Raw genomic sequence first — 14,057 nt, 5'->3', positions numbered from 1 at the left:
CCTTACAGGAAGCTTACGGCGATCGCTTCACCGTACATTGTTCTTTCTACGAATAGAATTGAGCGGCTTCTCGAAAAGCTCGAAGGCTGGCGATCGCTATTGCTAGAAACAAATATTTTAACTATTAACAAATTCGAGGAGATTATGACTCTCATGCGTTTCACTACCTACACCAATAAGCGTAGATTTAACCGGATTAATCGGTTTGATGTAATGTTCATCGTTCTGCTGCTTGCTGTAACAGCTTACTTACTGATTCAAGAGCCTTTGATGGTGGCTATTCTCGGCTGTGCGAGCATTGTTTACCTGGGACTGTACAACATAGGTCGTGCTATTCCGTTGGTTGAAAAGTGGATTAATGCCAAAATTCGATTCTGGCACGTTGCTACAGCAATTATTGGAACTACCTGTTTATTTACACTATTCGATGCTCCAGCTCATGCACTATTTTTGAGCGGTCTAGAAGACTTTGTAGGTGAATTGGTTAATGCCTCTAACTCCGGCGTTGATACTGGAACAGTAGGGACTGTATTTAACATGATTCGAGCTATCTTTTTGCTCCTTGTTGTAGCAGCAGGCTTATTTGCTTACAACCAAGCCCAGCAGGGAAATGACTGGCGACCCATTGCAACTCAAGTTGCGCTTGCCTTTGGTATTGTCATCGGTTTAGACATTATTACGTTAATTTTTACGGGTGCCTAATTTACAAACTAGGCACAAGAACTAGGAAGCAAACTTTGAATTTGATTTCTAGTTAATTCTTCATCATCTTTCTTCATAGCAACATGAATTCAGCGCCAGAAAGAGAATTTATTCGGTTTAATAAAATTCTCGGTAAAGAAGCTAGTATTGGTCCAATTCCCGCCAACCAGCTTGTCCCCTGGATAGCGATCGCTATGGTGTGTTACACCATCACCAATGGATTTCTCAGTTTGGGAATTCAATGGTTCTTTGCCACAACATTTTGGCTGATTCTTAGCTGGTGGATTTTAAATGGCAATAAACCATACAAATTCATCGACCAGTTCAAAAGACCGCCTGGAAAAGATTGGTGCAACGGCAACAAAATTTATATTTCTCCCTTACCTCAAGAGCGACCTAGATGGATTCGCCAACGCTACAGCGATTCAGTTGTTCGAGTGCGTCTAAAGCCTAAAGTTGTGCCAAACCAGTATCAAGGGAAAAGTATTTTTATGCCATTCCAAAATGATGTCAATCTCTGTTGTATTGCAGAAATTAAAAAAGATAATCGAGAAGTTTCTGCTTTTTTATTAGAGCAGGGTAAAGACCAATATCAAGTGGTCTTCATGTTCAAACTAGAAGGGCTGCACGATGTACTGACCCGCAATGAAGTGTCGGGCTTTGCTGACCAAGTAACTGAAGGATTTAAGGGAATTCCAGCAAAAGAGCGAATGACCTTCTGTCTGGGGTGCTACAGCGAAGACTTAGAGCGGCAGCAGCAGTTAGAGGACTTGGCAGACGATTGCCAACTCGCTCCAATTGCAGTTTTGCTGAGAAACGAGCAGAAGCGGGTACGCGAACTAACTGTTAAAGGGACTCGCCAAGTCTGGCAGCAGTATATTTTTTGTACCTGGACTGCTAGCAACACTGCTGAGTCCGCTCACTCAGATTGGTGGAGCAAGATTGAATCCAAACTTAAGTTTGGCATACTTGCCGCGATCGCTGGCAACACCAAAGTCTACCAAGAGCAATTCTTCCAAAAACTATTTGTCAAAGCTTTTCAAGAGGGATTCATTCCTTGGGAGTTGTTACTCACAACCAAGATGGGGTTAAATGTCACGCCTTGCACTAAAACAGAAGCTTGGCAGTGGTTGTGGAATCGTTTCAACTCTGCTACGGCTCCAGCAATTCCACAAGTCATCACATTGGAAGAAAACAGCGATGATGGCTACAAGCTTTATGAAACCAAGACCACGGAAAAACATAGCGTTACGGTTTTGATTGAAGGGCACAATGGTGAATCTGCTTGCCCAGAACATCGGGAGAGCCGAGATACTGTATTCATCAGGGGTAGAGGTGTGAATAAACAGTGCGGTGTTGTAGTCATGGAAGAGCCACCAACGGGATGGATTTCTGCTAGAGAACAACTCCGCTGGGTATGGAAGTGCATGAGCGCCGGGTTTATCCGAGATACAGAAGCTTGGGTCGAGATTTCACTTGCGAATAATTTTTTGATTCAGGACAACCTAGCACGGCAAGCTAAACAGACTAAAGCCGCCAAAACTAGGGCTTTTACCAAAGGTGCAGGTCGAGATGTTGGGGCAGAGATCAAGCAGGAAGAATCGTTTGATGCTCAAAGGCGATTGTATGAAGGCATGAAGGCATTGCATTGTGCGCCAGTGTTTTTAGTCTTTCGAGAAACTCAGGAAGAACTCAACGTTGCCTGCAATGCCTTCGCTAACAACTTTGACACGGCGAAGTTAATTCGAGAGCGCAATATCGCTTGGGAATTGTGGTTGCAAACTCTACCGATTACTACCAAACGGATGTTGCACAGTACAGATGTACTTAGTAGCGAACGCCGTCTTACCCCTGATACCCAGACAATTGCCGGATTTTTACCGCTGACTTTGCCTAAAGCGATTGATCGGCGAGGGGTGGAGTTTGTCAGCGACCGAGGCGGCAAACCGATATATATCGATCTGTTTGATGGTGGAGCAAAACGCTTACTGGTGACAGGAACTTCTGGCTCTGGAAAAAGTGTAATGGTGTGGCGCTTTGCCTTAGAAGCTGTGGCGAACAACATTCCTGTAGTGGGCATGGACATCTCCTCTGGAGGCAATAGCAGCTTCAAAACTGCTGTGCAGCTCCTCGGCGATCGGGGCGCATACTTTGATATCTCCAGAGGCAGCAGCAATTTGATGGAACCGCCGGACTTGCGTCGCTTCAAAAAGGAAGAGCAGCAACGACGCATGGAAAGCTGGAAGGAATCTATCCTTAAAGCACTGTTGGCGATCGCTATGGGTAAGGTTAACAGTCCTCACCTGGCTCAGCGGGTTGAAGCAATTTTGCGTCTCACGTTGGACGTGTTCCTGCGCGAACCGGACATTATTGACCGCTACAACAGAGCATTTGAGCAGGGGTGGAAATCTCAAGAGTGGCAGCAAATCCCCATCTTAGCTGACTTTACTCGCTACTGCACCCGCGAACGATTAAACTTGCGATCGTTTGAGGATCTAGATCGGCAGGCGATCAACCAAATTAACAGCCAGATTTCGGCGCTGTTGGTGTCTCGCTTGGGTAGAGCGATCGGCAGACCTAGCACTTTTTCACCGGAGCCAGTAGTGAAGTTTTTCGCCCTCAGCGGTCTGACAAGCGAGCAGGATGCCTACTTGATGGCAATTAGCGCTCATGCAGCGTGTATCCGAAATGCCTTGTCTCACCCCCAGAGTTTGTTCATTGGAGATGAGTTGTCAGTACTGCTTAAAAAACCTGGTTTTGCCCAGATGATCGGTGAAACTTGCGCTACAGGTCGTAAAGACGGCATTGCCGTATGTCTAATCGGACAAGACCCCGACAGTTTCTATGACTGTGCAGCAGGTCCTCAAATTATGCAAAACCTTAACTACAGGTTGACAGGGTGTATTACCTCAGCCGCTGCTTTATCTTTTCAAAAACTGCTAGGATACGACCCTGCAATTATTAGCCAAAACGCTACCGAATCCTTTTTACCGCGCCGGAGCGATCTCTTCTCCTACTGGCTGATTGAAAAGGATGGACGGTTTTGGAAAACTCGGTTCTACCCTGGTGAAATGATGCTAGCTGCCGTTGCTAACAACCAGGACGAGCAAATGGCTCGCAACCGAGTGATGGTGAAGTATCCCGACACCGTGCTGGGCAAATTGCAGGGACTTGCTGAATTTACCCAGGCTTATATCCCAGCACTTAAAGAAGGAACTGGGCTGAAGCAGATCGGGATTTCTGCGATCAAAGGCTCCGCTATACCAACTGTTACACAAGCGTCCGAGTGCGGTAGTGCATTGATAGATGTGGCAATGCTTTCGGATAGCGATCGACCTCTAGCCGCGTAGGAATTTCTATGAAACTAACACTAAAACCACTAAAGATCGCGAGCGTAGGTACAGCAGTAATGTTTATTACTCTTGCCCCTCTGCCCCAAGCAGCCGCTACCACGCAGTCGTCTACCAGTAAATCCCCTACACCCCTTAAAATCGAGGATGTTTTCGATCGAGTCTCATCTCCGTTTAGTGGAATTGCTGACTTTTTTACTAACATTTCTGGTGCTGTGAGCGCAGCTCTCAGCGATGCTATAGGGGATTTTGGTGTTCCAGATTTAGCATCAGTGTTGGAGCAGTTGGAAAACACTCCCACCTCTAGCGATGAAGGTGCAAAGCTTTCAGAAGCTCTAGAGAATCGACAAAGCGGCAATGGTTCTTTTGCCATTCGCTCTGACCTTGCCAATCAAGCTTCTCGACGGACTGCGCTTGCTGTGATGAATGCTGCCACGTTGGGCAAAGATGCTCAACAGCAGATGGTGCAGCAAGCGCAGATTGCCCAGCGAGCCATTGAGGAAAATGCGCGGTTGGCTGAGGAATCCCAAAATCTTGATGTCACCCAGCAGATCATGCAGAACTTGTCTCGACAATCTGCTCTTGAGGCACGGGTGAATCAACAACTGCTCCAAGAAGCACTGCAAGCACGGGTAGACCGCTCGATTTCTAACACTCTTTCCGCCCAAATTGCCGAGGAAGTATCCGCTGCAAACCTCGCAGACCGTCGGCAAGAAATTGGCTCAGCAAACATGTCTATCCAACACACAGGATTGATTTCGTTACCTGGTGGTTACTACTTAGGTGCTGGCAATTAATCGCTAACTAGCAGATCGGTAATGGGCTTCAAGTAAATGTACACAGGAATCTAGAAATTTCTAGATTCCTGTTCTTAATCAAAGGTAATATAAACAATGGGAGAAGATGGGTTAATCACTGGAGAAAACAATGCCTTTCAAATTGTCAGCCAGTCGATTGATTTAGCACGAAATACAGCTGAGGCTTGGAATACTGTTTGGGGAGAGACGTTTGATAGGTTAGACGGAGGACTTTGGGGTGGATTAGTTAATCTTGGACTAGTTTTAGCCGCAGTTTCAATTTTATTTGTTGCTGTCACTACAGGACGAGAAATTATAGAAAAACACTCCTGGGCTGAGCTGGTTCACATGTTCATCTGGCCCATCATCATTGTTATGTTTTTGGGAAACAACGGTGCACTTCTATCGCAATCTATCCTGATGATTCGAGGCTTTGCACACGTTCAAGTGATGAGCGTTTTGGAGGTGCAATTAGGGGAGTTAACTTTTAGGAATGCCATTTCGCAAGTTGGGATCAGTTCGGCGGCTCGTCAAGCATTGGAAAATCTTTATAGCGAATGCGAAAGATTAGTGGGAGACGAACTTCTACAATGCTGGAATGAAAAACAAGAGCAGGCAGAACAAATTTTAGCCGAAGCAGAAAGGCAAGCAGGGGGTCCACTGGAACAGCTGAGAAGATTTGTTGGTGGGCTGGTGAATGCAGCAAATGAAGGTTTAGGAGAATACGTTGGTGCTGTTTTACGAAGTGTCTACGTACCGTTCATTCGGATGCTGCTGGTTGCAGTTCAGTGGGCATTTGTCAACATACTAGAAGCGTCTTTGTTGCTCACAGCATTATTTGCACCGATCGCAATGGGACTCTCGCTTTTACCCTTGCAAGGTCGCCCAATTTGGGCTTGGCTGACTGGATTTATGAGTTTGTTTGGAGTTCAGCTTGGCTATAACATCGTCGTTGGTTTGGGTGCAGTTGTTGTCGTGAGATCGGGTGGAGAACTGATTACAGATGTGGCGTTTTTAGCCTTTTTAAGTATTTTTGCACCAGGACTGGCAGTTTTAATTGCAGGTGGCGGTGGTATTGCTCTCTACAACGGCGTTAGCAATAACGTCAAAAGCGTCATTGATTTTTCTAGCAACACCATTGGTGCAGTGACTCGACTGGCAGTTAAAGCTATGGCATAAGTGACTTGACAGAAATAAACGGCAGACGTTCATCTCTTAAACTGTGTCAAAGATTCATTCTATATGAAAATTCAACGAGCGCAAACCACATTATTAACCACTGAATCTAAAAATTTCCTAGCACTGCTCCAGTTAGGTATTCTAAGTCTGCAAGTCTTAATATTTGTCTTTATTTTGCTGATTGCTGGGCGACAAAATCAACTTGCTCGTCGTCGTCCCACAATGGCACAGCTCGTCAATGGAGATACAGTTTATATCTCTGAAAAAGACCGATACTGGCGCTATCCGCAGGTGATCCGGAAGGTTGTCAGCGATTGGACAATGCTGACGTTCAATTGGGAAGGCAAAATTGCAGGCAGCGATAAAACTGATGAAGGGGTAAAGGTAGACGATCGACAGCGAGTTCCTACTAACACCTGGTTTGCTTCTGTACTGCTAGAAGATGACTTTGCCCAAGCTGCTCTCAAAGACATTGCACAACTAGTTCCTGCCGATGTATTTACAGGGCGAATTCGCAGTGTGGCGATCGTCAACCACGTTTCTGAGCCGCGTCAGATTGCCCAAGGGCGATGGCAAGTGGATATGGTATCAACTCGGATATTAATTGACCGGACTGGAAAGAGCGAGCGCCTGCCATTTAACCGCACTTTTACCTTAGAGGCTGTTGAGATTCCTCATTCTCCTTTGGGTAGTGATGCATCGCTCGTTGAGCAAAGGATTTACGAGATTCGCTCCGCTGGGCTACAGATTATTAACATTGTCCCCTTCGAGCTAAAAGGGTCTTAGATATGTCAGAAAACCAAAATGAACCACTTTCTACTAACAATGGTCATGCTAACCCAACAGCAACCAGTACGGTTGAACCTGTTACTGAATTAGACGCAGATGCGCAAAAGCAGTTGGCAGGTTTGACTGAAGAAGAGCTTTTGATTCCTGACCAATACATTATTAGTCCAGATTCTCCACAATCTGAAAAATCTAGTAGTAATCCTATAGCTAAAGTCGGGTTTGTAGCGATTCTCATTGGTGGAGTAATGGGACTATTAGCACTTATTTGGTTTTCTTTGTTTGTGCCTAAACCTAATAGTAAGCAGGTTAAGGTCGAACCTAGACCAACCGTGACTCCTCAAGCATCTTCTGCAGATGAAAATGCACGACTAAAAAGCCAGTTGGCGTTTCAAGACCAAAAGAGCACTCTAGAAGAACCTCAACCTGTTGGTACACTTTCATCTCAGCGGGCAAAAAACGCTACTACTCCAACAAGACCTACAACAACGCCTGCTAGACCTACAACGCCGACACCAGCACCTCGTTGGGTGAGAACATCACCACCACCTACACCAGCACAAATATTAGTACGAACACCACTAACCCCAGCACGAACGCCAGCACCGACGCGAGCGCCGGCTACCGAGCCTATCGATCCATTCGAGCGTTGGAGTCAGCTTGCTAGTCTAGGTCAAACCAAGGCTGAATCAAATATTGAAATTACAAAGCTCTCAACCTCCTCTACTGATTCTACTGACTCTCCTGACTTATCTCAAACCGCCTCATCAAGTTCTTCTAACTCTAATGCCGCTTTTGCTAGCGTGTATCATGCGTCTGAAGGGCAGGTTACTACCTCCTTAGTGTCAGATACGCAACTCCCAAGTGTGGCGATTGGAGCGGTAGGAAACGTTTCTGGTACTTCTGTTGGGACTCAAGGTATTTTATCCCGAACTCGGTTCCAAACTCAGCAACAAGTGCAAAAAACTGTGCTCCCTGGAACAATTGCCCCTGCTCTAGTTGCAATGCCGATGGTTTGGGATACGAGCAGCCAAACGCGAAGCCAGGACAAGTTACCTCAGCGATTTACAGTAGAGTTGATCGAGCCATTATTGGCAGAAGATAGGTCTGTGGCATTACCCGCAGGCACAGTGTTTGTGGCACAGGTTAGTTCAGTTAGCGAAGGAAACAATGTGGTATCAGCTAGTGCTGTTGCTGCGATCTACCGAGATGGAGCAGGAAATTTGCACCAACACGCGCTACCTGAAGGAGCTATTTTGATTCGAGGTGAAGGCGGTGGCACCTTGGTTTCTAAAACCCTCAACAATTCAAGGGGAGCCGTTGTACGTCAAGACTTGTTGATCGGCGTATTAAGTGGTCTAAACAAAGTGGGAGAGATTGTCAATAGACCAAAATCTCAAACGATCGCAACAGGGAGCAGGTACAGTCAAATTACTATCCAATCCGACCCGCAAGTTTGGGCGGCTGCACTAGAAGGAGTATTTGGGGTGACAGCCGAGCGGTTGAGTGAGCGTTCAGACCAAACGATTAAAGAATTACTCCGTCGCCCGAACGTCAAGGTTTTAGCAGCAGGAAGCTCTGCTTCTGTAGTGGTATCGAGTTTTTTTCAAGTGATGCCGTAAAAGAAGGGGGTGAAGCAACGATGAATCAAAACACAATAATTTCTACAGTTCCTACACTTTTAAGTGTTGCATTTTTAGGAACTGGAATACTGGTAGCTTCTCCACAAGTTAGTATCGCTGGGCCTGCATCAGTTTCTACAACCTCATTTCTACCTGCTGCTTATCGTACCGTGAGCGATCGAGCAGCAAGACAAACCTTATCAACGGTTGAAATTGCCCCAGGGCGGACAACCGCAATCGACTTCAGCCGCACGAATCAAACGATTGCTTATGTGTTATTGGGAGACTCTTCGAGGATAGTTTATACTGCTAATGCCCAACTTGGTTCAGCCCAAGCCAAAATATTGTTCTTGCGTCAGATCAAGCAGCTTCAGTTTCCAGGTGCAACGACTGCACCCATCACAACCCTAAGCGTGCAAACAATCGATCCAACTGGTCAACAATATTTGTACACGTTTAACCTGGTTTTGACTGCCCGCTCTCAATACGTTGGGCTAATGGTAGTTGCCGATACTCCTACCAACCGACCGGAGCGACTAGTTGTTAGTCGCGATCGCACTGCTACCCTAACTGATATAGAATCAGGGCTGACTATTGCTATCCGTAAGGGCTACACCAGTCGCCAAGATCCAGTAGTTGACTCAGTTAGGCAGTTTCTAGCTTTGGCACGTAACGGGAGCACAATAAAAGAAGCAGCAAACCAAGCCAATGTATCTTTGTCAGTTGTCACAGCTTTGGCTGAAATAGCTTTAGATGAAAGGCTGGTGCGATCGCTGCGACCTGTGGCAAATGCAACACACTCAGAGATGGCGAAACCAAAAGAAGCGCTCGCTCCTGATTTACAACCTACCACGCAAGTTGTGAAGTAGTATGCTGGTTCAGCACTATGACGAATCTTTTAATTATTGAGAGTCCAGGTAAGTTAAAAAAACTCAAACAAATCCTTGGCAGTAACTGGATAGTCAAAGCTAGTATGGGTCACGTGCGGGAGTTAGCTTCGGATGGAGAAGACGCTTTGGGCTTTGACCTGGAAGGGGACTCTATCCAGTGCCGCTACGAACCTAGAGGCGCACGGGGTAAGAAAATTCTGGCAGAACTAAGTCAGGCAGTCAAGCAAGCTAATACCGTCTACATTGCCACTGACCCCGACCGCGAGGGAGAGACCATTGGTTGGCACTTACAGCAAGCGTTGCGGCTGAAGAATCCTCAGCGAATTGTCTACACCGAAATTACATCCCAAGCGGTCAAAGCAGCGATTGCTCGTCCGCGATCGCTCGATCTGGCATTAATTGCTGCAGGGCGGGCGCGAGATTGCTTGGACAAACTGGTAGGTTATAAAGGCAGCAAACACGTAGTCTGGCAGCTCAACATTGGAGCTAAGTCGATGGGACGGGTGCAAAGTGCCACGCTGCACCTGCTGTGCTTGAGAGAAAAGGAAATTCAGTCCTTTACACCCCAGGATTACTGGAGCGTATGGGTAGAATACCAAGAAGGCTTTAAAGCCTTTTACCGAACCAAGCTCAACTCCACCCAGCCCACTTCTCAAGAGCAGCCTGATGACGCAAAAGAAAGTAAGGAAACCCCAGAATCTGACCGAGTGACGAGTCAGGCGGAGGCAGACCGACTGGTAGCGATCGCCCGCTCCCACCCGCATCAAGTTGTGACTGTGGAAGGCAAAATAACTCATCAATCTCCCCCAGCTGCCTTCACGACTTCTACTCTCCAACAAGCGGCCGGTGCAAAGCTGCGCTTCAGCCCAGAGCAAACCATGAAGGTAGCACAGTCCCTCTATGAAGCGGGCTACATCACCTACATGCGAACCGATTCTGTAGCACTGGCAGAGGAATTTTGCGCGTCCGTGCGTCAATACCTGGAGCAGCACGATCCTGTCAATATACCTAACAAAACCACTCAGCACCGCTCCAAAGCGGGCGCTCAAGAAGCACATGAGGCAATCCGTCCTACCGATGTCTATCGCACACCAGCACAATTGGAGTTTCAAGCGAGCGCGTCAGAAGCCAAGTTATACGATTTGATTTGGAATCGAACGGTTGCTTCTCAGTGCCAAAGCGCCTGTTTACGTAGAACTCGCGTAGTGACACAATCGGGTTCAGCCTACTGGGAGGCTAGGGGCCAGGTCTTGGAGTTTCCTGGCTACACCCGCTATTGGAATAACCTTAGCAGCGACACCCAACTCCCTACCCTTCAACAAGGACAATCGCTCAAGCTCAAACAAGCTCAAGCAGACAAAAAACAAACCCAGCCGCTACCCTGTTACACCGAACCCAAGCTCGTGCAATTGATGGAGCGAAAAGGGATTGGCAGACCCAGCACTTACGCCCCCACAATTAAGACGTTGAAGGAACGGGATTACGTGCAGGTAGCCAAAGGCAAACTTCAGCCGACTGCTCTAGGAATGGAGTTGGACGCTGCTTTAGAAAAGCTACTGCCAGACTTGATTCAGCCAGAGTTTACAGCTCAAATGGAGTCAACACTCGATGCGATCGCTCAGGGTCAGCAGGACTGGCAGATGTATTTGACAACTTGGCATCGCACTTACTTTGCTCCTGCTCTTGAAAAAGCCAACCAACAACTTGGTGCTAACAGTTCCTACCCCAAAGATCGGGCAAAAACCAAACTTCAGGCAGAAGCCACTAAAATTTCCTGCGCCCAGTGCGGTGCGGCCATGAGCAAAATTCCTTCTCAGTCCAAGAAACTGAAAGTCAATCATTTTCTCAAGTGCTCTGCTTCTGGATGTGGAACAGTCATGTTTTGGAATCCAAGTATGAAAAGGTATGAATTGCCTTATACCCAACGCCGACCCAGTCCGGAGACATTAACAGAACTCCCGTGTCCTGTCTGTGGTGCTTTATTAGAGCGCTACAACTATACGAAAGAAGAGAAAGTTAAGTTAATGCTACGGTGTTCGATTGCAGAAAATCGGCGAGGCAAATGCCAGGAGGTTGCGTTTTTTGAGGGACAAGATGGCTTTTGGTCGCCTAAGTTTGGGAAATTGTAATTAAATTTAGTCTTTAAAACTAAGTTACGAGCTATCAAAATTTCATAGTTTGACAAAGAATTTTATGCTTTAAGATAATATAAAGGTTTTGTACTTACACCTTCGTTAGATGAAGTTTCGCGTTTGACAGTAAAACTGGCGATCGCCCATGACTCAGCCCAAAATTCACCTGCTCGTAGGCATTCGAGGAGCGATTCTCGTAGTGTTCCATACAAATGCCAAATGCTGGCAATTTCAGATTATCAGTTTTCAAGGCGTGGTATTTAGCGAACAGAAGGTTTATTACACCGCTGAAACTGCTGAGCTTGTAGGCAGGGGTTGGATTAGGCAGGGCAGATAAATGTATTGAATGACTCAGTAGTTTTGAGCAACATTTGTGTAGAACCTAACTTTATTGTTGTTATGTAGAAAAGTTAGGCTCTACACAAATGTTGCTCGAGACGAAAGCTGTCCTTAATACTTCACCTCAGCAACTCCTTGATTTGACAATACTCCTAAATTTAGCAAGTAAACCTCCTACGCCTCTAAGAGCGATCGCTCTTACTTGATCGCGAAGCTTGAGTTCTTGTAACGAGTACGGGTCTGGTTTTTTTCTTCCTTTGCGGGGAATCGTCTTTCGCGCCAGATGGTGGACGACAAATCTCGCAGTAGAGAGTGCGGGGACCGTCAGAATCCCTCTCTGTCAGTTGGTTGCATTGCTGGCAGATAAGCTTGTACAGACGGGTGTGGATTGTACGCTCGGGTGCTCGAATTTTGTATTCTCGAACAAAAACCTTCTTTGATGGTACAGACTAGAGAAAAGCTAAATTTTGCTTGGCAACGACTATATTACTCTTTACCAATTTGTGTTAAATATTTTAGAAAAGCAACAAATGTCAATCTTGAGAAAAAAGCTTTTCTAACTCAGCTAATAGCTTCTCTATTTGCTTCTGTTTTTTAGGATTTTCCCAAATTTTTGATTTTTTAGCAAGGTGATAGGCTGCATCCATACGGTTTTTGAGTGATGACGATTGACTGCGATCGCTCTGATTTGCACCGCAATCTATTATTTGAGCAACTCTTTGTTTGATTTGAGTTAGGGAGAGGTTCTCTGCGATCGCTGACTCTAGTAATGCCTGACGCTGCCCTAAATCGTTAACTTTAGCGATTGCTCTAGCCTTAGTATAGGCAATCTGCCCCAGATGTAGGGCATCTAAAACTTCATCCGGTAAATTCAGCAATGGTAAGCGATTGGTGCGAAAGCTTTCTGGCGTGAATTTTCCTACTGTGTTAAAAACCTCTTGCACCAACTGCCAGTCCTTGCTGTGGATAACGTTATCCACAGAATTACGTTCGGGGTGAGCAGCTTGATTGAGCAAAGCGATCGCCGACTCGGATGTTATATTTAGTTTTAACGCTATGAGTTGTAGGATGCCTTCTGTTTCTTCAATTGGGTTTAAATCTTCGCGTTGTAAGTTCTCCAGCAGGGCAAGCTGCAATGCATCATTATCTGTCAACTCCCGAATAACTACAGGAACTTCTTCTAGACCCGCTGATACAGCAGCTCGATAGCGCCTTTCTCCAGCTACTAGTTCATACTTATCGTCTAAGAGCGGACGTACCAACATTGGTTGGAGAATCCCATGCTGCCTGACTGACTCTACTAGCTCCTGCATAGCCGTAGGATCAAAGTAGCGACGAGGCTGCTGCTGGGGCAGAGCAATTTGGGAAAGTGGGAGAATTTCTGCTGCAACTTCCGCTACAGGTAGTTCTCCAAACAAAGCATCGACTCCTTTTATTTGATAGGGCTGAGAGCGTTGTTTTCTGACACTCATGACATCACCTCCAAATTTTTGGCAATTTGCTTGAGGAGGCTAACCGCTGGGTGTTTAGCATTGTAGAGGGCAAGCGGTGCGTGATCTTGTGAAGCATCCGCAAAGGCAACTGACCGAGGAATGGTTGGATAAATTTTCCCGATTTGGGATAAATGCTCTTGAATTGACTGTAAACTCATTTCGCCTTGTACAGTCCGAGAATCATGCATTGTTGGAATTACACCAGCAATTTTTAGCTTGCGATTGGCGCGAGACCGCACGCGACCAATTGTATTTAACAAAAGTTCTGTTCCTTTTAGGGCTTTGTACTGCGTCTGAATGGGAATTAAGACATGAGTTGAAGCTACTAGGCTGATATAGCTAAGAATACCGAGGGAGGGGGGACAGTCTATCAAAATGAAATCGTATTGTTTCAGAATCGGCTTTAGCGCTTCCTTTAGACGTACATCTCGCATATCTGCTACTACCAATTCTAGTTCTGCCCCACTCAAGTTAATGTTGGCAGGAGCCAAATCCATGTTATGAATGTTCTTATAGATTGGTAGCTGTTCGCCAATAACAATCGCTTCATACACTGTGTTGCCTAGTTCTGATGGCTCCAAGCCCATAAATACGGTCAGCGATGCCTGTGGGTCCATATCAACGAGTAAAACTCGCTGCTGCCGTTGAGCCAAATGGTAGCCTAGATTCATTGTCAATGTACTTTTACCTACTCCCCCTGATTGATTAAACAGCGTAATTACCCTACTCATTGACTTCACATATCAAGTTTGGTTTGACAAAAGCAT

Annotated in this window: 11 protein-coding genes; 8 read left to right on the top strand and 3 right to left on the bottom strand. The window is 46.2% G+C overall.

Annotation, left to right across the window (positions count from 1 at the left end):
- Positions 1-2 precede the first annotated feature (2 nt).
- Entirely contained in the window at positions 3-155 is a 153-nt protein-coding gene (locus GLO7428_RS28700) for a hypothetical protein (RefSeq protein WP_168192417.1), read from the bottom strand.
- Between GLO7428_RS28700 and GLO7428_RS25165 the strand changes: the two genes are divergently transcribed.
- The 8 genes from GLO7428_RS25165 to topA all read left to right on the top strand — a co-directional run bounded on the left by GLO7428_RS25165 (position 145) and on the right by topA (position 11,455).
- Positions 145-702: a hypothetical protein gene (locus GLO7428_RS25165; RefSeq protein ID WP_015328618.1), complete on the top strand. Its 558-nt coding sequence runs from the start codon at positions 145-147 to the stop codon at positions 700-702. The two genes, GLO7428_RS28700 and GLO7428_RS25165, sit on opposite strands and share 11 nt — an antisense overlap.
- A gap of 83 nt (positions 703-785) precedes the next feature.
- On the top strand, positions 786-4,052 hold the full coding sequence (locus GLO7428_RS25160; RefSeq protein ID WP_015328617.1) for an ATP-binding protein: 3,267 nt from the start codon (positions 786-788) through the stop codon (positions 4,050-4,052).
- A gap of 8 nt (positions 4,053-4,060) precedes the next feature.
- On the top strand, positions 4,061-4,849 hold the full coding sequence (locus GLO7428_RS25155) for a hypothetical protein (RefSeq protein ID WP_015328616.1): 789 nt from the start codon (positions 4,061-4,063) through the stop codon (positions 4,847-4,849).
- A 96-nt stretch (positions 4,850-4,945) separates the two neighbouring features.
- Positions 4,946-6,028, top strand: a complete 1,083-nt coding sequence (locus GLO7428_RS25150) for a hypothetical protein (RefSeq protein ID WP_015328615.1) — start codon at positions 4,946-4,948, stop codon at positions 6,026-6,028.
- A gap of 63 nt (positions 6,029-6,091) precedes the next feature.
- Positions 6,092-6,814, top strand: a complete 723-nt coding sequence (locus GLO7428_RS25145; RefSeq protein WP_015328614.1) for a hypothetical protein — start codon at positions 6,092-6,094, stop codon at positions 6,812-6,814.
- A gap of 2 nt (positions 6,815-6,816) precedes the next feature.
- A complete protein-coding gene (locus tag GLO7428_RS25140) occupies positions 6,817-8,436 on the top strand; it encodes a hypothetical protein (RefSeq protein ID WP_015328613.1) in 1,620 nt (539 codons plus the stop codon).
- Positions 8,437-8,456: 20 nt separating this feature from the next.
- The gene (locus GLO7428_RS25135; protein ID WP_015328612.1) at positions 8,457-9,305 is read left to right on the top strand and encodes a hypothetical protein; all 849 of its coding nucleotides are present in this window, start codon (positions 8,457-8,459) and stop codon (positions 9,303-9,305) included.
- A 17-nt stretch (positions 9,306-9,322) separates the two neighbouring features.
- On the top strand, positions 9,323-11,455 hold the full coding sequence (gene topA / locus GLO7428_RS25130; protein WP_015328611.1) for a type I DNA topoisomerase: 2,133 nt from the start codon (positions 9,323-9,325) through the stop codon (positions 11,453-11,455).
- An 875-nt stretch (positions 11,456-12,330) separates the two neighbouring features.
- Here topA and GLO7428_RS25120 read toward each other — a convergent pair.
- Both GLO7428_RS25120 and GLO7428_RS25115 read right to left on the bottom strand, forming a co-directional pair.
- Positions 12,331-13,269: a ParB/RepB/Spo0J family partition protein gene (locus GLO7428_RS25120; RefSeq protein WP_015328609.1), complete on the bottom strand. Its 939-nt coding sequence runs from the start codon at positions 13,267-13,269 to the stop codon at positions 12,331-12,333.
- Positions 13,266-14,021 (bottom strand): ParA family protein, encoded by a 756-nt coding sequence (locus GLO7428_RS25115; RefSeq protein WP_015328608.1) that lies wholly within the window; start codon positions 14,019-14,021, stop codon positions 13,266-13,268. The genes GLO7428_RS25120 and GLO7428_RS25115 overlap by 4 nt, the downstream gene beginning before the upstream one ends.
- Positions 14,022-14,057: the final 36 nt, after the last annotated feature.

It is taken from the genome of Gloeocapsa sp. PCC 7428 (assembly GCF_000317555.1).
In the GTDB taxonomy this organism is placed as follows: Bacteria; Cyanobacteriota; Cyanobacteriia; order Cyanobacteriales; family Chroococcidiopsidaceae; genus Chroogloeocystis.
Note: the sequence above shows the minus strand (reverse complement) of the source record. Positions and strands in the feature narration are given on the sequence as shown.

Bases quoted from the DNA above. Each gene is read 5' to 3' on its own strand.
- GLO7428_RS28700 (WP_168192417.1), bottom strand. From the start codon at position 155: ATGAGAGTCATAATCTCCTCGAATTTGTTAATAGTTAAAATATTTGTT.
- GLO7428_RS25150 (WP_015328615.1), top strand. From the start codon at position 4,946: ATGGGAGAAGATGGGTTAATCACTGGAGAAAACAATGCCTTTCAAATT.
- GLO7428_RS25155 (WP_015328616.1), top strand. From the start codon at position 4,061: ATGAAACTAACACTAAAACCACTAAAGATCGCGAGCGTAGGTACAGCA.
- GLO7428_RS25145 (WP_015328614.1), top strand. From the start codon at position 6,092: ATGAAAATTCAACGAGCGCAAACCACATTATTAACCACTGAATCTAAA.
- topA (WP_015328611.1), top strand. From the start codon at position 9,323: ATGACGAATCTTTTAATTATTGAGAGTCCAGGTAAGTTAAAAAAACTC.
- GLO7428_RS25120 (WP_015328609.1), bottom strand. From the start codon at position 13,269: ATGAGTGTCAGAAAACAACGCTCTCAGCCCTATCAAATAAAAGGAGTC.
- GLO7428_RS25115 (WP_015328608.1), bottom strand. From the start codon at position 14,021: ATGAGTAGGGTAATTACGCTGTTTAATCAATCAGGGGGAGTAGGTAAA.
- GLO7428_RS25140 (WP_015328613.1), top strand. From the start codon at position 6,817: ATGTCAGAAAACCAAAATGAACCACTTTCTACTAACAATGGTCATGCT.
- GLO7428_RS25165 (WP_015328618.1), top strand. From the start codon at position 145: ATGACTCTCATGCGTTTCACTACCTACACCAATAAGCGTAGATTTAAC.
- GLO7428_RS25160 (WP_015328617.1), top strand. From the start codon at position 786: ATGAATTCAGCGCCAGAAAGAGAATTTATTCGGTTTAATAAAATTCTC.
- GLO7428_RS25135 (WP_015328612.1), top strand. From the start codon at position 8,457: ATGAATCAAAACACAATAATTTCTACAGTTCCTACACTTTTAAGTGTT.